The organism is Algoriphagus resistens, from assembly GCF_001442615.1.
Taxonomy (GTDB): domain Bacteria; phylum Bacteroidota; class Bacteroidia; order Cytophagales; family Cyclobacteriaceae; genus Algoriphagus; species Algoriphagus resistens.
On sequence record NZ_LMXN01000001.1, the window covers coordinates 79782 to 102046 of the forward strand.

The following is a 22265-nucleotide window of genomic DNA, read 5'->3' on the forward strand; positions in this document are numbered from 1 at the left end:
TATCAACCAGAAAACAGGGTAGAGAAATAGCCCAATGATGGCCAATGGCCAGCAGAGAACAAAAAGAATACACCAGAGTAAGAAGCTAATCATTTTTTGTTTTTTGTGGTTTTCTAATCAATACCTGTTCCAGTTTAATAAGCTGTATTCTGGGTAATTGGAGCTCATTCTGGCTTAATTTACTGTTTCAGTATCGTACATATGCATGCTTGAGCCGGACAGTCTTCTGAGCCCGAAAGAACAGTACAATCACTTTACCGGCTTTTTGAACTAAGTCTCCATGCTAACCCTTCCTTTTAGAAGGAGTTTAGTTCTGTGCAGAAAGTAAAGCCCAAATGCGGAATGAAAGAGGAAAGGTGAATTTTTGTATTATGCCGCGATTAAATTTTGTATTTTTTTATTTTGTAACCTTTAAAAGCTAAAATATTTTTATAATTTGGTATAAAGAAAGTCAAAAACACTCCAAGGTATTTTTAAGCTTAACCGGATAGGCCGACAGCGCCATTTCATTTTTTAGCATGTGCATTCTATTAGCTTGGAAGATTTGGGGATTCGTCTATTTAGTATGAATTAGACGCTTTTTTTGAGAAATATAAAGTTATTGAAATTAAGAATTGAGTTTTATAGCATTTTAAAATCCACTGTTTAATACAAAATAAACTGGCTTTAGTTTATGTTGGAACTGGGTTTAAATAATTGATTTACAGGTTTTTCATTTCTGGTCACCTGTTTTTATTGAAGTATAAGAAGCAAACCAGTTTCAACGGTGAGCTGATTTGATAAGTAGTTCGAATTTTTAACGAGTTGATAATTTAAACAAACTGCCAATGACGCATTCAGGCTAACCTTTAAAAGGAGCAGTTGATATTTCAGGGAATCCCTCGCTGCACAATACCCGCTGACTGTATATACATACAGTTTAATTATTTAATTAAAGTCAATACAATAAACCTCTCAAAAAAATGAAACCAAATCTACATAGACGGCTCTTAAGGATGTCTAAGAGGATCCTTTATGGATTCGTTATTCAGCTATTATTTAGCCCGTTGGTTATAGCAGGTCATCAAGCTATGCTCGGGCAAGAAAAAGTGCAAAAAGATAATTCAGGTATCGTTAAAGGGGATGCCAATAAAATGGCAAGTATCGCCCCAAACGAAGTATTCGAATCGCCCCTTAAGGTGGCAGATATTACTGTTACAGGAAAAGTACTGGATGAAACGGGCTTACCTCTTCCCGGTGCTACTGTTTCTGTGGCAGGCACTACCTCAGGTACTATTACCGATATAGACGGAAAATATACAATTACAGTGCCGGATGATGCAGAGCTTATCTTCTCTTATATAGGATATGAGCCCCAACGCGTTACTGTAGGCACTCAAACAGTAGTGAATGTCACCCTTAGTCCTGATGCGACCGCCTTGGATGAAGTGGTGGTAATCGGATACGGAACCACAAAGAGAAGCGATTTGACTGGTTCAGTAGGTTCTGTGGATGCAGAAGCGCTCCGTGAACGTCCGGCTTCTTCTTTGAATCAAGCGCTGGCAGGTAGGGTTTCCGGTGTGCAGGTAAACAACAACTCTGGCCGTCCAGGAGGAAGAACTACTGTTAGAATCAGAGGGTTTAGCTCCATCAACTCTTCTAATAATCCACTTTATGTAATAGATGGGGTACAGATGCCTATGGGTACATTGGATCAGACAACCAATGCGATAGACTATATCAATCCGAATGATATTGTCTCCGTGGAAGTGTTGAAAGATGCATCATCCACTGCAATTTATGGTTCCAGAGGGGCGAACGGTGTGATCTTGGTTACCACCAAAAAAGGCAGGGCAGGTGAAGGAAGTGTAACATACAATGTGGATTTGAGCGTTCCTATCATCGGCCCAAACAGGCCTGAAGTATTGAATGCGGAGCAATATCTCGCAGTGGAAGATCTTGCGTGGGCAAATATGGAGAAATATGACCCGGAAGGCTGGAATGATGGCAAGTGGGCCTACCTCAACCCGGCGCTGAGAAGAACCGATCCCCGCATTTTTGATAGTGAAGGCAACCCGCTTTACGATACGGATTGGTTAAAAGAAACAACCCAAAATAAGCTCTCACAAAATCATCAACTGGGATTTACCGGGGGAAATGAGCGTACTTCCTATTCACTTTCGTTGGGTTATAGAGATGATGAAGGCTTAGTTCAGACTTCTTATTTAAAGCGTTATTCAACAAGGTTCACCATAGAAGACAAGGTAAAAACCTGGTTGACGGTAGGCGGTAGTCTTAATTATAATAACCAGTCAGAAAATCTGGTAGATGTGAATGATGCTGTAGCACGTCAGATGGTGGAGGATTTTCCATTCCTACCGGTAAGGTATGAAGACGGAACATTTGCTAATAACCGTGATTATCCGTTTGCAGAAGGTACGATGAGCTCTATGCATAGACTACAAGGAAGAAGGTATATTCTTAATACGCAAACTACTCTTGGTAGTATGTACACCAACATTAAATTCTCGGATGCTTTGGAAATGAGAACAGCCTTGGGCGTCAATATTCTTACACAGGAAAACAATCAATCGCAGACAAGAACTTTGGCAATCGGACAAAATGGGACTGCATCCAAAAGCATGAGAAAAGATACCTTTTGGTCCTTGGAAAACTACCTGACGTATAATAAAGTCTTTGCGGAAAGACATGCTGTCACGGGGCTTCTCGGGATTTCTTGGCAGGAGAATAATTACACGGCTATGAATGCAAGTATCGAGAACTTTGCAACAGATTACTTCGAGTATAATAACCTGGGGGCAGGAAGTCAACTGCCAAGAGTTGGGTCAGGTGCGGCGCGAGAAGCGTTGAATTCATACTTTGCCAGATTAAATTACATTTTGGATGATAAGTATTTATTTACTTTCACAGGCCGTGCGGATGGTTCTTCTAAATTCGGAGAAAATAATAAATACGCCTTTTTCCCATCTGCAGCTTTGGCTTGGAGAGTGTCTGAAGAGGGGTTCCTTGCAGGAAACCAAACCATTTCCAACTTGAAAGTAAGAACTAGTTACGGACTCACCGGTAACTCAGAAATCCCTCCTTATTCTTCTCTTTCTCTGCTGAGCTCTAATTATTCTGCGATTTACAATGAAACCCAAGTAGGTGGAACCGGGCTTAATAGACTGGCAAACCCTGATTTGAAATGGGAAAAAACTGCTCAGACAGATTTTGGAGTTGAGCTGGGAATGTTCAATAACCGCTTGAATATAGAGGTTGATCTCTATTACAGAAAAACTACAGATATGCTACTGGATGCGCCTGTTCCAAGAACAAGTGGCTATGCAACGATCCGAAGCAATGTAGGTTCGATGGAAAATAAAGGGGTTGAGTTCACGCTCAATTCTGTAAATATTGATCAGGAGAATTTTAGCTGGAATACTTCTTTTAATTTATCGCTGAACAGGAACAAGGTGCTTTCACTAGCGACACCGGCAGATATTTTCGGAGTTGGTGGTCCTAATTTCACTAACCAGACCAATATCATCCGAGTGGGTGAGCCAGTGGGATCTTTTTGGGGCTTAGTGAGACTTGGTACTTGGAGTGAAGCCGAAAGAGCTGAAGCCGCGGAGTTTGTGAGTTATAGAAATGGACTTACAATTCTTCCCGGCGACATCAAGTATCTGGATGTAAACGGGGATAAAGCAATCAATGATTCGGATAGAATGATTATAGGCAATGGTAGTCCTGATTTCTGGGGAGCTATTTCCAACAGTTTCAGACTATACAATTTTGATCTTACAGTCGAGCTTCAATACAGTGTTGGGAATGATGTATTGGATATGACACTGCATCCAAGTGAAGACCGTCAGGCACTTGCGAATAGCTATATATCAGTCCTAGACGCCTGGACTCCTGAAAATCAGGATAGCCAAATTGCCGAAATCCGTGATACACGTGCCGGATATGTTACTAACGTAGATTCCCGCTGGGTAAAAGATGGGTCGTTTTTGCGAGGAAGAAACCTGCTTCTGGGTTATAATTTTCCATCAAATGTGACCAGTGCCATAAAATTGAGCAGGTTGAGGGCTTATGCCTCTGCCCAAAATTTCTTTCTCTTGACAGGTAAGGATATTGTCGGTGATCCGGAAGTTACTCCAACGAATGGAAATGTATCAAGTAACGTATTTTCTCAGGGAATGAACTGGCACAGTTACCCTAAACCAACCATCTTCATGTTTGGCCTACAGGTAACTCTTTAATTCTTTTCTACTTAAAGTGATAAACAAATGAAAAATTACATATATAACAAAGCAGGCAAATTGCTCTTAATTGGAGCATTGATGGCAGGATTTGCAGGTTGTTCGAGCTTCTTGGAAGAAGAGGATCCATCTAATTTGACACCTGAAAGTTTCTACACAATTCCTGATCATGCAGAGGCAGCCCTTGCTGCGGTCTATGCTGATACGCGGTTTATCGGAGGAGGAGCTGGGATCTTTTCGGCCAACTGGCAATTGCTTGAAGCTCCCACAGGGACTTCTACAACGGAAACAGCCCAAAATTCAGATTTAAACAATTTGTATGGGCTGATCTACGATTCAAGAACCCAGCACATGATCAACTGGTGGAATGGGTTGTACCGGGTTATTGCCCAGGCAAACCTGGTGTTGGATAAGGTTCCGGGGATTACCCCTATGGATGAGGCCCAGAAGACCAAAATTTTAGGTGAAGCAAGATTTCTTAGGGCATGGGCCTATTTCTATGTAGTCAGGCTATGGGGTAATGCGCCATTGATTACCGCTCCTCAAACTGCCAGTTCTGAGGATTTTAAACCATCTCCTGCTACTCAGGAAGCACTATATGCACTGATTGTGGAAGATTTAAAAGCAGCAGAGGCAGCGGGTCTGCCTTGGATGGATGAAAGCGGAAGAGCGTCTTTGGCTGCCGCCAAATCATTGCTTTCTAAGGTGTATTTGACTATGGCGGGTTTTCCTTTGAGTATGGGAGCATCTCACTATCAGCTGGCTGCGGATAAGGCCAAAGAAGTTATTGAGCATGGGTTGAGCAATCCATTATCGATCAATTTATTCCCTACTTACAAAGCAATTCATAACGAAAACAATGACAATAGATTAGAGCATATTTTTATGCTTCAATACAATGTGGTGGTTGCCGGAAATCCGATGAACGACATGTTTCCGAACTTCAAGCCGGTAACTTTTGCTGGCCCATCTGGAACGGGTAGTACAGTGCCTACAGAGGAATTCTACAATTCTTATGAACCGGGCGATCTCAGGGCAGTCAATCAGGAAGGATATTTCTATACGACTTATTATGAAAATGGCAGTGGAGCAGAGTTTGATCTGGGAGCTCCTTATATCTTCAAGCATTTTAATCAGATTGCTCTTGGGTCTAAGGATCAACCAGGAACCAGGTCCAACAACCTGAACGTACCGTTGATCCGATTTGCGGAAGTTTTATTGATCTATGCGGAAGCACAGAATGAAGTAAGTGGCCCAAATGCTCTTGCGGTGGAGAGTCTGAAAAGAATTCGGGACAGGGCCGGTCTGACTACACCATCTTTGGGTGGATTCACTACAGATACATTTCGGGACGCTGTCTTGAGAGAGAGGTGGCATGAGCTGTGTTACGAACAGATTACCTGGTTCGATATGCTTCGTCTGCGCAAAGTGTATAATGAAGCCACGAATGGATTTGATAATTTTGAAGGGCATACTAATCCAAGCTCTAATCAAACGCTTCAGGCAAAGCATTATCTGATGCCATATCCACTTCCGGAGATGCAGAATAATCCAAATCTTACCCCACAGAATCCTGGGTATTGATCAGTAAATTGAATAACACAAAAAGGGTCCATCATTGATGGTCCCTTTTTCATTTCAAGGGAGGGTAAGGTTGTTTCATTTTTCTACCCCTTCGAAATACCTCTTCAGTATATATTCGGGCTGCCAGCGATCGGGCTTTCTGGTAAGCGTATATGGGTCATAGTCAAGTTGCTTGATAACTGTGGCGGTCAGTACCGTTGTGTCACCGGAAATTTTTTGCCAATCGTTCAATAGGTTCATTAACTGATCTTTTGTGGAGAAGTGTTCCGGATTTTCGGCTAGGTTGTTCAATTCCAGCGGGTCATTTTCCAGATTAAAAAGCTGGGTGTACGCTCTTTCCGGATACCTGATCAGCTTCCATTCCGATGTCCGCACGGCTCGGACGGTGTTACGATAGGCAGTAAATAGACTATTTCGGGCTTTTGCGGTTTTTCCGGTAAGAATAGGTGCAAGACTTTTTCCGTCTACCTGCGAAGGTGTAGGAAGTCCTGCTAGTTCGGATAAAGTAGGATATAGGTCATAAAGATAGACCAAGGCATCGAAGGTTTTTTGTTTTGGAACCCCGGGGCCTTTGATGATCATCGGTACATTCGTGCTGTGCTCATAGAGACTTTGCTTGCCGAGCAATCCGTGACTGCCAGCAGCCAATCCATTATCCGCTGCATAGACGATGATGGTGTTTTCATAAAGCCCCTGGTTTTTGAGGGTTTGGATAATTTTACCTATTTGGCTATCCAAGTGCGTCACTAAGGCATAATAGTCAGAAAGTATCATCTGAATCACTTCGGGTTTTCTGGGCCAATCGGTAAGTAACTCATCACGAACCATCAAGTCATCAAACTGAAATGGGTGATATGGCTTATAATTTCCAGGTAATGGCAAAGTGCCATCTGGGTAATGATTGATATATCTCGCTTCCGGTGAATAGGGGTCGTGAGGAGCAGTGAAAGCTACATATGCAAAGAAAGGTTTGTCCGAGCCTGATTTTGCGTGGGAGTTGATGAAATCAATTACTCCTTGAGCAAAAACCTCAGTAGAATAACCTTTATAAGTTGGCTCACCTAGCTTTCCATTTTCATCATAATCCCTCATAGCTACACTATAGTGATCAGCCATGCCACCTAAATAGACATTTTTTGCCTGCTGAAAACTTGCTTCGAAAGCCTCTTTCTCGTTATGCCATTTGCCTGTTCCAAAAGTAGAATACCCGGCTTGCGCAAAGTCCATCGGCATGGTGCGTACCTCTTTGAGTTTATCATAGACATGAAACAGGCTTCTTCCACTAAGTAGCATGGCCCGACTGGCGGCACATACTGCTCCATGATTTCCGCCCATCACATAAGCATTTTCAAAACGGCTTCCTTCCTTGGCGAGCTGGTCCAGATTTGGGGTTTGGATGTAGGGATTTCCCGAAGCCCCAAGGGCATCAGCGCGCTGGTCATCCGCAAATAGGAACAGCACGTTAGGTTTATCCTTCTGCTGCTGCGCAAAGCTTTCTTGAAATGTGGCTGAAAATAGAAGTATGAGTCCTAATCCAATGAATTCAATTTTACACTTCATTGCTTCTTTCCTGTATAATGTAGCCGTAGTTTGTTAGGGTTTTTTCTTTTTCTTCCTTTCCTTTTTTAGTCAGGTAGGGGTTGATTATCGCCCAAATGCCTTTGACCATTGCGCCTCTTTCAGTGAACTTTTCAGTGGCCAGAACTTCCCTTTGAGACAACCAAAAAGTTATAATTATTCGGATAATATGCTGGATTTCCTCGTAAATTCCTGTTTCTATTTTCGACATGTATCCATCAGCAAGAAACTCCTGAAATAGTTCATCCATCTGTTGCTTTCGATATTCTGATGTTTTTTGTAAAAGCATGGAGATTTTCGGATATGCTCTGGTGATTTCCAATACATCTAGGTTGATGAAACGATAGCGGTACTGAAACTCTTCGAGTTGTATCAATAATAGATGTACATGTTCAATAGACGAATGATTTTCCTTTCTGATTATAAAATAATCAGACATTTCAGCTCTCATTTTATCATAAATTGCCAGAATAATGTCCTCCTTGGTTTTGTAATGATAGTCAAGATTGCCATGGCTGATTCCCATTTCGCCAGCTATATGTCTACTTGTTACCCCTTGTACCCCTACTTCATTGTATAGTTTGATGGCAGTTAATAGGATTTTATCCTTTGTCCTGATTTTTGTGGTTTTATCCATTTCTGAAGGCTTGGTTTTTTTAAAATGACGATTTGTCAAGTTATAGCTGAAAGGATGAAAAAGACGACTTTCATTCCCCTTTTTTTAAAAAGAATAGATCGTTTTTTAAGCACTCGTTTAATCAATACACTGCGATAGGGGAGCAGTCTGCCTTATAGTTGAAGACAGGTCCACTCCTGAATATCTTTTCCGATTAGTAGTTATAGAGTTCCAAAGAAGTTCCAGTGATTCCCATAGTTCTACCAAAGTATTATATTTAGGTCAAACGCACTATCTTATGAAGAGGGAAATTCAATTCGATAGATCAATCTGTCTTAAAAGTTGCCCTTTGAAATTTAAAATTAAGAACGGTACATAAACAGAAAAGAAAATGTCATACGCAACTTGGTTCTTTTGGCACAGTAGACTATTAATTTTAGCTTTGGACAATCCCGCTTTCTACTCCTTTCATTGATTACCTCAAAATGAAAAAAAAGACCCCATATCTTATTGGTGTTTGCATTGTGGCCCTTTTGCTTTCCTGTAGCAAAACAGCGGAAAAAGCCGAAATCAAACAACCCAATATCCTATTTATAATGTCGGATGATCATGCCTATCAAGCGATAAGCGCCTATGGTGAAGGGCTGAACGAAACACCGAATATTGACAAAATCGCCAAAGAAGGCGCGATTTTCACAAGGGCAACCGTAACGAACTCGATATGCGCACCAAGCAGAGCGGTTTTGCTGACTGGAAAACATAGTTTCATAAATGGAAAAGTGGACAACATCCAGGCATTTGATTGGGATCAGGATAATTTTCCTAAGCTCATGCAGGCCAATGGATACACTACCGCATTGATTGGCAAGATCCATCTGGACGGACAGCCACAGGGATTTGATTATTCGATGGTATTACCAGGCCAAGGCAACTATTACAATCCCGATTTTTTGATCAATGGGGAGAAGAAGAGAATTGAAGGTTATGTCACCGACATCACCACCGATTTGGCTTTGGACTGGTTGGAGAACGGTCGTGATAAGAATAAACCATTCGTTTTGCTTTACCATCAAAAGGCTCCACATAGAAACTGGAAGCCCGCTCCTAAATACCTGACATTATATGATGATCGGGAATTTACCCCACCTGCAAATTTCTTTGACGATGAAACAGCTTATCAGGGTAGGGGTACTGCAGCCCGGGAGCAGGAAATGGAGATTGATGAGATTATGCGCTGGGGCCGTGACTTGATGTTTGAGGTAAATCCTTATGGAGACAGCACTGGGTTGGCTGGAGATTTGAAAAGGTTTAACCCGGAGCAACTTAGGGCATGGAGGGAAGCTTTTGATCCGAAAAACGAAGCTTTTCTTAAAGCTTATGGGCAACTTGATGAAAAAATCATGAGTTTGGATAAGAAGCGTGAGATCGCCATTTGGAAATACAACCGATATATCAAGAATTATCTGCGGACAATAAAGTCGGTCGACGATGGAGTGGGGGAGGTTTTGGATTATCTAAAGGAAAATGGATTGGATGAAAACACCATAATAGTATATACTTCAGATCAGGGATTTTATTTGGGCGAGCATGGATGGTTTGACAAGCGTTTCATGTACGAAGAGTCTTTTCGAACTCCACTGCTGGTGAAATATCCAAAAGAAATCAAGCCAGGAACTACTGTTAAAAACTTGGTACAGAATCTGGATTTTGCGCCTACATTTCTTGATTATGCAGGAATCGAAGTTCCAAAGGAAATGCAAGGGGAATCCTTTAGAAAGCTGGTGAGTGGCGAAAGTAAGGAATGGAGAGACGCTGTGTACTATACCTATTACGAATATCCCGCAGAGCACAGCGTAAAGCGTCACAACGGTGTGGCCACAGATCGGTATAAACTGATTCACTTTTACTACGATATAGATGAGTGGGAGCTTTACGATCTGGAAAAAGACCCTAAAGAAATGAACAATGTCTATGGTGATCCTGAATATATTGATGTGAAAGACATGATGCACGAGAAATATGAAGAAGTAAGGACGAAATATGGCGACAGTGAGGCCAATGACAAGCGTTTCCTGGATGAGTATATGGAAGTTTACAACCGTAGGAATAGTAAATGAGGCGTTTTATCATTTTGAGCTTAACTTATAGCTTCAGATGTGGATGATAGTTGGGATCCTGATCACAATCTGTCAAGTTTCGTTAGTATTGAAAACCAAAGTATTATGAGTAATTATAAAAAAGCATACATCGCAGGGGGCTGTTTCTGGGGGATGGAAGATCTCTTTAGAACCCGTCCGGGAATTGTAAATACAGAAGTTGGCTATCAAGGAGGGCAAAACGAGAACCCTACTTACAGAAACCACCCCGGTCATGCGGAAGGAATTGAGTTGACCTATGATCCTAGCGAAAAATCCTTTAAAGAGATTTTAGATTTCTTCTTCAGAATGCACAACCCTACTACGGTAGACCAGCAGGGAAATGACAGGGGATCAAGTTATCGTTCGGCAATTTTTTACCAAAATCAAGAAGAAAAAGCAATTGCCCAGGAAATGATTGACATCGTCGATAATTCTGGAAAATGGCCGGATAAGGTGGTAACTACACTGGAGCCATTTTCTCCCTTTTGGCCAGCAGAGGATTACCACCAGGATTATCTGGTAAAAAATCCCAATGGCTATACCTGTCACTACCTCAGATTTGAAGATAGTTTTATCAAAAAATAATTAGCAGCAACAACGTGCCTTTTTATCTAAAATAACCCATTCTAAAATGAAGCATATTCTAAAATCAGTTTGCCTGGGAAGCTTGGCTCTTCTTGCTTTTGCATGTAAAACGGAGGAGGCTGAAAAAACTTCAGAGAGACCCAATATTATCTTTATAATGTCGGATGATCATGCCTATCAGGCAATTTCTGCTTATGATGATAAGCTGATCGAAACACCGAATATTGATCGTATAGCTGCTATGGGAATGCTCTTTACTAATGCATCCGTAACTAATTCGATCTGTGCACCGTCTCGGGCAACGATTTTAACCGGAAAGCATAGTCACATAAATGGCAAAGTGGATAATCATTTTCCATTTGATACGACCAATGTGACTTTTCCGCAGATCCTTCATGACGCGGGTTATCAAACTGCCATGTTTGGGAAATTACATTTTGGCAACAGTCCAAAAGGCTTTGACCAGTATAAAATTCTTCCGGGGCAGGGAGCATACTACAATCCTGACTTCATCACCAAGGATGAAGGAAATATAAAAGTGGAAGGTTATGTGACGGATATCATCACAGACATGACCTTGGACTGGCTACAGAATGAGCGAAAAGCTGATCAGCCATTTTTCTTGATGTATTTGCATAAAGCCCCTCACCGTGAGTGGCTGCCTGCTGAGCGGCATGTGGAGGAATTTACTACTAGGAATTTCCCGGAACCAGCGACACTTTTTGATGATTATTCGGGAAGAGGAAGGGCGGCCAGGGAAGCAGAAATGAATCTGCTGACGGATATGCACTGGGCGGGAGACTCCAAAGTTTACCCCGAAGTCATGGATGAGTTGGGGATTGAAGAGACATCAAGTTGGGATAAGGGTGCTTTTGAGCGTGAAGTGGGGAGACTAAATGAATCGCAGCGCGCCGTTTGGGACCAAGCGTATATGAAAGTGAATGAGGAGTTCAAGAAGGCGTATCCTACGATGACTGAGGAGGATAAAATGAAGTGGAGGTATCAGCGTTACATGCAGGATTACCTTGGCACGATCAAGGCTGTGGATGAGAATGTGGGTCGGGTCTTGGACTATTTGGAGGAAAACGACATGATGGAAAACACACTAATCGTTTATACTTCCGATCAGGGATTCTACCTTGGTGAGCATGGCTGGTTTGATAAACGCTTTGTTTACAATGAGTCGTTCAAGACACCGCTTTTGATGGCGTGGCCAGGGAAAGTAAAAGCAGGGTCAAAATCTGATGAGATGGTTCAAAATCTTGATTTTGCCCAAACTTTTCTTGCCGCAGCGGGACTTGAATCCCCTTCTGATATGCAAGGCGAGAGTTTATTGCCTTTGCTGACGGGCGATACAGCTAAGTGGACACGTGATGCTGTGTATTATCACTATTACGAATACCCTTCTGTGCATATGGTGAAGCGCCATTATGCAATTGTAACCCAGGATTATAAGTTGACGCATTATTATTTTGATGTAGATGAGTGGGAATTGATTGATCGAAAAAATGATCCTATGGAGTTGAAAAATGTCTACGAAGATCCTGCCTATGCTGAAATTAAAGCGGATTTACATAAGCAGCTAGAAGGCTTGAGAAAGAAATATGGTGACAGCTCAGAAATCAGCCAGAAATACATCGACATGTATTTAGATGATCTGGCAGATCGTAAAGGTTTTTTCGGAGGGAAAAACACCGAGTTGATAGACAAGATTTTCGAAGATAGAGAGAAGAAATGATATGGGTTTTGCCCAGTTATAGAAGCCTTTGCGGACTAGTTTGTTGAGGCTTCTTGTTTTTTTACCGCAAGGCACAGAGATCATGAAGGAAAACGCAAAGGATGATTTTAAGTTCTAGCAATTCAAGGTGTTATTCAGGGCTATACGTATTAATTTCTACGTAAGCAAATATTGATTTATCTGTTACAAAGGCTCTGCGTTCTTGACTTCTCCTATGCGGTAAAGATCATTTAATTTTTTTTAGAATTTGAGCTCCTTAATTTGACTGTAAATATCCCAAACCCATGAATAATCTGAATCAACCCTATCCAGTCTCTTCTGAAGCAAAAGCATTTTACCAAGAGAATAATTACATCAAACTCAGGCAGGTGCTGGGTCCTGAAGAAGTAGCGTATTTCAATGAGGTGATTTCGGCAGAAGTAAGTCGAAAGAATACGCAGGAAAAACCATTGGAGGAAAGAGATACCTATAGCAAAGCGTTCCTGCAGATTTTTAATCTATGGACGGAAAATAAGGAGATCAGAAAACTGGTGATGAGCAGGAGGTTAGCTCAAATCGCATCTGATTTGATGGGTTGCGAGCAGGTGAGGATTTATCATGATCAGGCCTTGTTCAAGGAGGCCGGTGGAGGAATTACACCCTGGCATGCAGATCAATATTATTGGCCAATCGACTCAGATAAGACAATTACCGCATGGATTCCGCTTCAAGCTACTCCATTGGAAATGGGGCCATTGGAGTTTTCTGCCAAAAGCCAGCAGATTGTTTTCGGCAGAGACTTAGAAATAGGGGATGATTCAGAGTTAAAAATCAAAGAAAATCTACGGATTAATAGCTTTGAACATGTGATTGAAGCATTTGACTTGGGGGAAGTGAGTTTTCACTCGGGCTGGATATTCCATCGCGCAGGGGCCAATCAGACAGATCAGATGAGAAAAGTCATGACGGTGATTTATATGGATGCTACCGCCAAACTCAAGAATCCTGCGAACCAAAATCAAATCCATGATTGGAACACCTGGTGTCCCGGAGCGAAGATCGGGGAAGTAATCAATACACATTTGAATCCAATTGCCGGGTAAGAACGGGATTGCTGAAATGAGAAAATGCACTATTTTATCGTTTTGATATTGCGCAATTTCCCAAAACTTATCCTGAACCTATGAAGCCTGCCTATTCCTACAACCAAACTTACATTTGGCTTATTACCCTCACAGCTGCTTTAGGAGGATTTTTGTTTGGGTACGATTGGGTGGTAATCGGTGGTGCCAAACCATTCTACGAACCTTTTTTCAATGTTACTTCGGCTGCTGACCAGGGCTGGGGAACAAGTTCGGCTTTGGTCGGCTGCATGATCGGAGCAGGAATGTGCATCCTTATCAGTGATAAATTAGGAAGAAAAAGACTGCTCATTGTCTCAGGATTGCTCTTTTCTCTTTCTGCTATTGGAACAGCCCTGGCAGGGACTTTCTGGGAATTCAATTTTTATAGAATCATCGGTGGAGTTGCCATGGGAGTTGCACTCAATTTATCTCCGCTGTATATCGCCGAACTTTCTCCTCCCGAAAAGAGAGGAAAAATGGTGACTATCAATCAGCTTTTGATCATGATTGGCGTACTGTTGGCCCAGCTGGTGAATTGGCAAATATCACTGGCAGATACACAATTGGCGGATCATGCAAGCTTTGAGATGATCGCAGCAAGTTGGAGTGGCCAGATTGGTTGGAGATGGATGTTTGCTGCAGAAGCAGTTCCGGCACTTTTGTTTTTTGTGTTGATGTTTTTTGTTCCTGAATCAGTGCCCTGGCTGATCAAGAATAAAGAGGAAACCCGTGCACGAAAGATCCTGGAACGAATCGGTGGTGAAAACTATGCAGACGATTCGATCACTGAAGTGAAAACTACACTAAAAGAAGGTGATTTCGGCCAGGTGAATTTCAGGGAATTGTTTCAGAAAAAGGTGGTGAAGCTGCTTGGGATTGGTGTTTTTCTGGCATTTCTACAGCAGTGGAGTGGGATCAATGTGGTGATCTATTACGCGGCTGACATCTTTCAGGCAGCAGGTTACAACCTAAAACAAATGATGCTGAATATTGTGGTGATCGGGGGTGTGATGGTGCTTTCTGTATTCATTACCATTTTCACCGTTGATAGATTTGGCCGGAAAAAACTGCTACTGATCGGTACTTCTGCGATGGCTATATTGTATGGATTGATTGGTTACTTTTTCTTTATTGATCTTGGGGGCAATGCTGTAGTATTTGCTGTATTGACTAATGTGATGTTTTATTCCTTCACTTTGGCGCCGCTCCTGTGGGTTGTACTTTCGGAGATTTTCCCGACGCGGATCAGGGGAGCCGCTATTTCCATCGGAGCATTGGCACACTGGGTTGGGAACTTTACCCTGACCTATTTCTTCCCCGCTATCCGGGAGAACCTGGGCTGGGCAAATAATTTTTGGCTGTATGGAGGTATCTGCGTCTTTGGTTTTCTGGTGATTTATTTTGTGTTACCTGAGACGAAGGGAAAATCTTTGGAAAAAATAGAAAAGGAGCTGATGGGGTGAACGATCTAGGGTCAGAGGCTACGATCAATTTCATTGATAGGCCCCCGGTCAACCAAATCTTGGGCAATCCCCATCCTTTGTCCACCCATTTTCCGAAAATTCCAGATAGAAAATTTTGGAACTTTCCCACATTCCCCGGTACGGTAGATTAAATATTCCAACAAGCAATTTTTTGCCTTCCCTGCCCCAAGATTTAATTTATGGCTTTCACCGTACTGGGCAGGATGGTTGTTTCATTTTGAAACATTAGACTTAAGGTACTTATCATACAATAAACCAAAATGAAAAAGTTACTAGCCTTTTTGTTTGCCTCACTTTTGTTTTCCCAATCCTTTGCCCAGCAAAACCTATCCAAAGAAGAGTTAAGCCAGCGCTTTCTAAATCCGGCCAATGAAGCTAGGCCGCGCGTCTGGTGGCACTGGATGAACGGAAATATTACCCAGGATGGTATTCGTAAGGATCTTGACTGGATGCAGCGTATTGGAATCGGAGGTTTTCAAAATTTCGATGCCAATCTTTTTACTCCTGTGGTAGTTGATAAAAAGCTGGTGTTTATGACACCTGAATGGAAACAGGCATTTAAACTTGCAACTGATCTGGCAGCAGAAAAGAAGCTGGAAATGGCGATTGCCGGTTCTCCCGGATGGTCCGTTACAGGAGGTCCTTGGGTGGAGCCAAAAGATGGGATGAAGAAATATGTATGGTCTGAGACTACTGTGGAGGGAGGGAAGGTGTTTAACGGGGAACTTACCAAGCCGTCAGATGTTACAGGAAAGTTTCAAAATGTTTCCGTAGAAGAAGGAGGGATTTCGGGCGGGTTTATCGGGGAAATGCCTAGTTTCTATCAGGATGCACTTGTGGTGGCATATAAAGTCTCAGATACGGAGAAATCTATAGATGAACTCAGCTTTAGGATTACAAAATCAGGGGGAGATTTTGACGAAAAAAGATTAATAGATGGTGATGTAGGAGAACATATGGCACTGCCTCCAATGGCAGTAGGAGAAGATATGTGGATTCAGTATTCTTTTGATGAGCCCCAGACTTTTCAGGCAATGGCAGTAGCGGGTGCAAGTTTTAGTGCTTTGGCAGAGTTTAATGGGGGGCCGGAAAACCGCAGTCTGAAAGTCAGCGATGATGGCATAAACTTCAGAACTATTGCCAAAGTTTCAGGAAGTACTGTTCCTTTCAATACGGTAGCTTTTTCACCGGTGACTGCAAAATACTGGAGAATGTGTTTTGAGACATTGGAACCAGAACCCAATATCTTCGCCGCCATGTCCGGTACGCCTCAGGAACTGAAACCAGAAGGAGTGGAGATTGCTGAATTTGTGCTTTATAATACACCAAGGGTAGATCAGTTTGAGGATAAGGCGGGATTTTCTCCATGGACAGAGAATGGAGAATTGGCAAAAGCTAATCTCTTACATGATTCCGTTGAGGCGATTGCGGTCACAGATGTGATGGATCTCACCTCTCTAATGAAGACTGATGGAAGTTTAATTTGGGATGCTCCAGCGGGAAAATGGAGAATTTTACGCTTGGGATATTCACTCACCGGAAGACAAAACCACCCCGCTTCACCGGAAGCAACTGGGCTGGAAGTGGATAAACTGGATCCTGGGGCTGTAGGCAGGTATATCAATCATTACCTGGACTTATATCAGGATGCAACCGGTGGTAAACTAGGTCCGGGAGGCCTGGGCTTTATGATATTGGATAGTTATGAGGCGGGGCATATGAACTGGACCCCAGGTTTTCAGGATGAATTTGAAAAGCGAAGAGGCTATTCAATGACTTCTTATTTACCGGTTTTGACTGGCCGGGTTGTGGGAAGTTTGGAGCAAAGTGAGAAGTTCCTCTGGGATTACCGAAAGACTATCGGGGAAATGATCGTCGATAATCATTACAATGTAATAGGTGAGGAGCTGAAAAAGCGTGGGATGAAGCGTTATACTGAGTCACATGAGAATAAGCGGATTTATCTGGCCGATGGAATGGATGTGAAACGCAATGCTGATATTCCTATGTCCGCCATGTGGACACCTGGAAGCCTTGCCGGAGGAACGGAAGAGGAAGTTCGCAGTGAGGCTGATATACGGGAATCTGCTTCGGTGGCTAATATATACCGAAAACCTTTTGTCGCGGCAGAGTCAATGACTTCGGTTGGAAAGCCTTTTCAGGAATATCCGGAAGTACTCAAGCGTACAGCAGATCTGGAAATGGCATCCGGAGTCAACAGGTTCGTAATACACACTTCGGTGCACCAACCTTTGGATGATAAGAAACCGGGGTTTTCCCTGGGGCCATTCGGACAGTATTTTTCCCGTCAGGAAACCTGGGCGGAAATGGCAAGAGCATGGATAGATTATTTGGCCAGGAGCTCCTTTTTATTGCAGGAGGGTGAAAATGTGGCAGATATCCTTTATCTCTATGGGCAAAACACGAATGTTACGTGGGTTTCGCGCGAAAAACTTCCCACGATTCCTCAAGGATATGAGTTCGATTATGTGAATTCTTCTATTTTGATTGAGGATATTGAAGCATCTAATGGCAAATTGAATTCCCCTGGCAGCACTTATGAAGTGTTGATGTTGGATGAAAGTACCTCTCTGATGACCTTGTCGGTTCTTCAAAAGATCAAAAATCTGGCAGATGCGGGAGTGAGAATTATAGGGGAAAAGCCTGTGAAATCACCAAGCCTGGCTGATGATGAGCTGGAATTTCAAAAGCTCGCAACTGAACTATGGAATAAAGCGAATGTGGGGACTGATGCAGAAATACCAATTCAGCCTGACGTTTTGATCACAGAAACTGATCACAGAATCCTTTTCAGGCATAGAAAATCCAGCGACAGAGAAATTTATTGGTTGAATAATAGAAGCCAGGATCCGACCACAGCGAGGGTGAGTTTTAGAGTGTCGGGCAAGGTACCGAAACTTTGGGATCCGATCTTTGGTGAGGTGAAAGACATTTCTTATCAAATCGAAGGGGACCGTACGGTTATCCCGCTAAGCTTTGAGTCTTGGGATGCTTATTTTATTGTTTTTGAGGAAAAAGCTCTACAAAATTCTTACCTCGTGAAAGCTAAGTCTGAAGCTCTTGTTACAGAGCTAAACCGTAATTGGAAGGTTGATATTGCCGGGAAGACTATTACATTACCTTCTTTGTACTCTTGGCATGAAAGCACAGATGAGCAGGTAAAGTATTTCTCAGGGTCAGCTACTTATAAGACTACGTTTAATCTTGCCGATCGAGACAAAAGCAGCAATTATGAAATTGATCTGGGCGAAGTAAAAGTAATGGCTGAAGTTTGGCTGAATGGCAAAAATCTGGGCGTGGTTTGGAAAAAGCCCTTCCGGTTAGACATCACCGAAGGGTTGAATTCTGGTGAAAATCACCTGGAAGTTGTGGTGGTGAATTCCTGGGTAAACCGATTGATAGGCGATGTCCAACCGGGAGCTGATAAATCGGCCTTTACCACCATGCCTTTTTACCAAGCTGATTCGCCTATGGTAAAATCAGGATTGATTGGGCCAGTGAAAATTGTACATAAATTTTAACAGAAAATCAGAGTTTATAGGCCTCAGTAGGAATGTAAGCTGGAGCCTTGTGATTTTTACGGGAATTTTCATTTCATCCAATCAACAACTTTGAAGACTATTTCTTTGTAATCATCCCGTTCATAGAGAATACCTATTTTTTGGGGACTGATTAAAACCAAATCGCTATAGGCTGTCCAGGATTGACCCTGAATATTTTCTTTTTGGTCTATCGGGATAGCTTTTGGCCAGGATTTCCCTTTATCCCTACTGATTTTTACCGTTAGGTTATTTCTGGATTCTGTGTCGGCATTGTTGGAATGGGCCAAAATTGTATTTCCATTTTCGTCTTTAAAAGAGAGCATGGAGCCTTGGCAAACCGGATCAGGTAAGTTTTCTTCAAAATATTGTTCAGTCCATGTGGCACCTCCATCTTCAGAATAAGCGATAATTCTGCTAGGTATATCCCCGCGTTGGTTTCGGATACTCATGATCATCCTCCCTTCTGGAAGCTCCGCCGCGATAGATTCATTAGATCCGGGGAATTTGATCGATTCGGAGATTTTGAACGTCTTTGCATGGTCGTCAGTGTAAAAACCATGTGCCTGATAATCCTTGGATTCATCCTGTGGAGGGCCTTGAGAATGGTTTGCGGCAACATAAATTCTTCCCTGGTATTCACCTTCTTGAAATTGAAACGCATGCCCGGGCGTATTGGCATAGTGTCTCCAGTCTGAGGGGTTTGTATATGAAGGATTAAAGTCAGGATTATTGGGCTTATGTACTTGACTGGTGATATTTACAGGTTTCTCCCAAGAAATGCCAAGGTCATTGGACCTGATCATCCACACTTCCCGTACGCCTTTATTCATCCGTATATCATATTCATGGTTGTTGCCCGTATTGTAAAATAAGTAAAGAACCCCTTCCGGAAAAGCCGGATCAAATAGATCCAATACCGGTGCAGGATTTCCTGCCTGAAGATCATCATAGTCCACGATGGTCTGAAGAGATGACCAGACTTTGCCTTGGTCATTGCTCCTTTTGAGCACTAGGTTAATGTCTCCGTAGTCATTTGATCCATTCACTCTGCCTTCGGCAAAAGCCAGAAGTTCGCCGTCGGGTAAGCTAATAATAGCCGGTATCCTGTAGGTAGCATGCCCTTCTTTTCCTCCTTCGAAAACTGGAGTTACTTGGGCAGGGAGAATGCTACAGTTAAAAAGAAGGCAAATGATTAAGCACAAGCGCATACAGAAAGGTTTTATTTTTTCCAATAATGAGAAATTCTAAGTCTGGAAACAAGGCTTATGCAGGTGCGCGTCATCTATATGCTTTATAGCCAAAAGAAAAATTCAAGGCTATATTCCCTTTCTGACTTAGATTTTCTGTCGGCCTGAAACAACAATCAGGATTTTTTCAGCTTCCCGAAGAAATATATCTGAATTTGTTCTAGAGAGTTTTCAAATGATTACTTTATCACTGTCCAACTTTGATAGGTAGCTATGAGACCGGACCTGTCATAGGCCAACAGGCAATAGGAAGAGCGAATACGGTTTGGGATTTGCCTTGCTAGATTCCTGCCTGATGGTAGGAGGCGAAACGAGCCTTCCCGTTGGCCAGACAGGTTCAGTTTAGGCTATATAGCCTCTGAAAAGCAAGTATAAACACATTAAACATATCCATTTTGACTTAAAAAACTGAGTTAGATTAAGCTGATCTAAAAAATCTCTACCTTAAATAGTGCCCAGAATGTTAACTATCAAAATAAAAATACTCCTAATTCTATTTTTACCTCTGTCATTAAATTCCTGTGATTCTTTAGAAGACAATGGAATTGATGTAACCATAATTAACAACTCTAGCGAATCACTAACTGACTTGAAATTCACTACGACTGAGCTTTTAGATAGTGTACCTATTGGAAAAGTTCAAGCGGGTGAACGTGTGACTGGATTTTTATCCATGCAGAGAAATAAGGCTGATGGGGCATATTCTTTGACTTTTACTCGCGCGGATGGGGAAATTGAAAATAGCATCTCAGGTTATTATACAAATGGAGGCTCGCTGGACAAACGTGTTGAGTATAAAGTGGAAAATGATACAATACTGGTAGAATTTTTCAGTTATTGATTTGGCTAATAATCACCTTTTAGCCTAAAAAGCCCCTGATTTCTCAGAGGCTTATATTTTTCATAGCAGGTATTGCTATATAGACTCTCCGTGCTGGGAAATATCCAGTCCTATTTCTTCATATTCCTCACGTACCCGCAGCGTAACAAATTTATTTAGAATAAAGAAAATTGCATAAGCCATCCCAAAGGAGAAAATACAGACACCTACTAATACAATCATATGAGATCCGAAGACGGAAATTCCTCCATGAAGAAGGCTGGTACCTTCCTTTCCTGCGAAAATAGCGGTGAGAATCATTCCCATGATTCCGCCGATTCCATGACAGGCAAATACGTCCAATGTATCGTCGATTTTCTTCAAAAATTTGGCATTCATAGCAAGGTTAGACACGATTGCGCCTATTCCTCCAAAGAAAAAGCTCTCTGGAACCGTAATATAACCCGCAGCCGGAGTGATGACTACCAGTCCGACTACCGCGCCTATACACGCTTGCAATGCGGAGATTTTCCTTCCTTGGATTCTGTCAAATAAAACCCATGTCATCATTGCTGTAGCGGAACTTATTGTCGTGGTGGCAAAGGCTAAAGCTGCGGTGGCATTTGCTCCAAATGAAGAGCCTGCATTAAATCCAAACCATCCAAACCAGAGCATGCCTGTTCCTAGGAGCACATAAGTAATATTGGAAGGCTCATGATGGGGTTTCTTTCTTTTACCCAAAAATAAAGCACCCGCCAAAGAAGCCATACCTGCACTGATATGTACTACTGTGCCTCCCGCGAAATCAAGAACTCCAAAATAAGCTCCTATCAGCCCGTTTGGATGCCAGACCATGTGGCAAAGAGGGGCATAGACAAATAAGGAGAAAATCCCGATAAAGAAAAGATATCCGATAAATCTCACCCGCTCGGCAAAGGATCCAGTGATGATTGCCGGAGTGATCACAGCGAATTTCATCTGGAATAATGCGAAGAGAATAAATGGGATAGTAGTTCCCAGTGCTTTGTGAGGCAGTTCGGCCACCTGATTAAAGAATAGGTATTGGAAAGGATTTCCAATAATTCCGTATTTCACTCCGTCTATGGTTATACCGATCGGATCTCCGAAAGACAAGCTAAAGCCCACTACTACCCAAAGCATGGTGATTACACCAAGGGAAATAAAACTCTGTAGCATAGTGGAGATCAGGTTTTTCTTGTTGACCATCCCTCCATAAAATAGAGAAAGCCCCGGAGTCATGAGCAAAACAAGGCAAGACGCCGTGAGCAGCCAGGCAATATCTGCAAATACCAGATCTTCTTCCGTGCCAAAATTTTCAAGAATAGGTTGAGCATGTTTCCAAAAAAGGCCTACAACAGGAGCTGCAATCGTTATAAGAAAAGCTACTTTCCATTTGAATTTCATTCCACTTTTTTCCATGGTCCAAAAGTAAAAGAATTAATCTTTTGTTCTGCATAAATCAATAAATCCAGAATAAAAAGTCAATAATTATAATAAAACGTCTTTAATGTTATGGAAAAATGAATCTTCTACTCAGCACGCTAACG

The 22265-nt window shown here is 42.2% G+C and carries 13 protein-coding genes; 9 read left to right on the forward strand and 4 right to left on the reverse strand.

Annotation, left to right across the window (positions count from 1 at the left end):
- Positions 1-1133 precede the first annotated feature (1133 nt).
- Positions 1134-4241 (forward strand): SusC/RagA family TonB-linked outer membrane protein, encoded by a 3108-nt coding sequence (locus AS141_RS00270; RefSeq protein ID WP_232424803.1) that lies wholly within the window; start codon positions 1134-1136, stop codon positions 4239-4241.
- A 27-nt stretch (positions 4242-4268) separates the two neighbouring features.
- Positions 4269-5825 (forward strand): RagB/SusD family nutrient uptake outer membrane protein, encoded by a 1557-nt coding sequence (locus tag AS141_RS00275; protein ID WP_057935623.1) that lies wholly within the window; start codon positions 4269-4271, stop codon positions 5823-5825.
- A gap of 75 nt (positions 5826-5900) precedes the next feature.
- Here AS141_RS00275 and AS141_RS00280 read toward each other — a convergent pair whose 3' ends face one another.
- Complete coding sequence (locus AS141_RS00280) at positions 5901-7385, reverse strand: sulfatase-like hydrolase/transferase (protein ID WP_057935624.1); 1485 nt, start codon at positions 7383-7385, stop codon at positions 5901-5903.
- Positions 7375-8040 carry a TetR/AcrR family transcriptional regulator gene (locus AS141_RS00285; RefSeq protein ID WP_057935625.1) on the reverse strand — a complete coding sequence of 222 codons (666 nt, stop codon included), beginning with the start codon at positions 8038-8040 and terminating at the stop codon, positions 7375-7377. The genes AS141_RS00280 and AS141_RS00285 overlap by 11 nt, the downstream gene beginning before the upstream one ends.
- Before the next feature lie 464 nt (positions 8041-8504).
- On the opposite strand from AS141_RS00285, the gene AS141_RS00290 reads away from it, so the two are divergent.
- The 6 genes from AS141_RS00290 (at position 8505) to AS141_RS00315 (ending at position 18609) form a co-directional block, all read left to right on the forward strand.
- Positions 8505-10136, forward strand: a complete 1632-nt coding sequence (locus tag AS141_RS00290; protein ID WP_057935626.1) for a sulfatase family protein — start codon at positions 8505-8507, stop codon at positions 10134-10136.
- 105 nt (positions 10137-10241) lie between these two features.
- A complete protein-coding gene (gene msrA / locus AS141_RS00295) occupies positions 10242-10742 on the forward strand; it encodes a peptide-methionine (S)-S-oxide reductase MsrA (RefSeq protein ID WP_057936181.1) in 501 nt (166 codons plus the stop codon).
- A gap of 46 nt (positions 10743-10788) precedes the next feature.
- Positions 10789-12480, forward strand: a complete 1692-nt coding sequence (locus AS141_RS00300; RefSeq protein WP_057935627.1) for a sulfatase family protein — start codon at positions 10789-10791, stop codon at positions 12478-12480.
- Positions 12481-12764: 284 nt separating this feature from the next.
- Positions 12765-13562 (forward strand): phytanoyl-CoA dioxygenase family protein, encoded by a 798-nt coding sequence (locus tag AS141_RS00305; protein WP_057935628.1) that lies wholly within the window; start codon positions 12765-12767, stop codon positions 13560-13562.
- Between the two features lie 80 nt (positions 13563-13642).
- Positions 13643-15046 (forward strand): sugar porter family MFS transporter, encoded by a 1404-nt coding sequence (locus tag AS141_RS00310; RefSeq protein ID WP_057935629.1) that lies wholly within the window; start codon positions 13643-13645, stop codon positions 15044-15046.
- A 281-nt stretch (positions 15047-15327) separates the two neighbouring features.
- Entirely contained in the window at positions 15328-18609 is a 3282-nt protein-coding gene (locus AS141_RS00315; protein ID WP_057935630.1) for a glycosyl hydrolase, read from the forward strand.
- Between the two features lie 68 nt (positions 18610-18677).
- Here the strand turns inward: AS141_RS00315 and AS141_RS00320 are convergent, their stop codons facing one another.
- Entirely contained in the window at positions 18678-19838 is a 1161-nt protein-coding gene (locus AS141_RS00320; protein WP_057935631.1) for a sialidase family protein, read from the reverse strand.
- 499 nt (positions 19839-20337) lie between these two features.
- Between AS141_RS00320 and AS141_RS00325 the strand changes: the two genes are divergently transcribed.
- Positions 20338-20718 carry a hypothetical protein gene (locus AS141_RS00325; RefSeq protein ID WP_057935632.1) on the forward strand — a complete coding sequence of 127 codons (381 nt, stop codon included), beginning with the start codon at positions 20338-20340 and terminating at the stop codon, positions 20716-20718.
- Positions 20719-20793: 75 nt separating this feature from the next.
- On the opposite strand, the gene AS141_RS00330 is transcribed toward AS141_RS00325, so the two are convergent.
- The gene (locus tag AS141_RS00330; protein WP_232424782.1) at positions 20794-22137 is read right to left on the reverse strand and encodes an ammonium transporter; all 1344 of its coding nucleotides are present in this window, start codon (positions 22135-22137) and stop codon (positions 20794-20796) included.
- Positions 22138-22265 lie beyond the last annotated feature (128 nt).

Coding starts and splice junctions, on each gene's coding strand:
- AS141_RS00320 (WP_057935631.1), bottom strand. CDS start 19,838: ATGCGCTTGTGCTTAATCATTTGCCTTCTTTTTAACTGTAGCATTCTC.
- AS141_RS00280 (WP_057935624.1), bottom strand. CDS start 7,385: ATGAAGTGTAAAATTGAATTCATTGGATTAGGACTCATACTTCTATTT.
- AS141_RS00270 (WP_232424803.1), top strand. CDS start 1,134: ATGGCAAGTATCGCCCCAAACGAAGTATTCGAATCGCCCCTTAAGGTG.
- AS141_RS00305 (WP_057935628.1), top strand. CDS start 12,765: ATGAATAATCTGAATCAACCCTATCCAGTCTCTTCTGAAGCAAAAGCA.
- AS141_RS00290 (WP_057935626.1), top strand. CDS start 8,505: ATGAAAAAAAAGACCCCATATCTTATTGGTGTTTGCATTGTGGCCCTT.
- AS141_RS00325 (WP_057935632.1), top strand. CDS start 20,338: ATGTTAACTATCAAAATAAAAATACTCCTAATTCTATTTTTACCTCTG.
- AS141_RS00310 (WP_057935629.1), top strand. CDS start 13,643: ATGAAGCCTGCCTATTCCTACAACCAAACTTACATTTGGCTTATTACC.
- AS141_RS00300 (WP_057935627.1), top strand. CDS start 10,789: ATGAAGCATATTCTAAAATCAGTTTGCCTGGGAAGCTTGGCTCTTCTT.
- msrA (WP_057936181.1), top strand. CDS start 10,242: ATGAGTAATTATAAAAAAGCATACATCGCAGGGGGCTGTTTCTGGGGG.
- AS141_RS00315 (WP_057935630.1), top strand. CDS start 15,328: ATGAAAAAGTTACTAGCCTTTTTGTTTGCCTCACTTTTGTTTTCCCAA.
- AS141_RS00285 (WP_057935625.1), bottom strand. CDS start 8,040: ATGGATAAAACCACAAAAATCAGGACAAAGGATAAAATCCTATTAACT.
- AS141_RS00330 (WP_232424782.1), bottom strand. CDS start 22,137: ATGGAAAAAAGTGGAATGAAATTCAAATGGAAAGTAGCTTTTCTTATA.
- AS141_RS00275 (WP_057935623.1), top strand. CDS start 4,269: ATGAAAAATTACATATATAACAAAGCAGGCAAATTGCTCTTAATTGGA.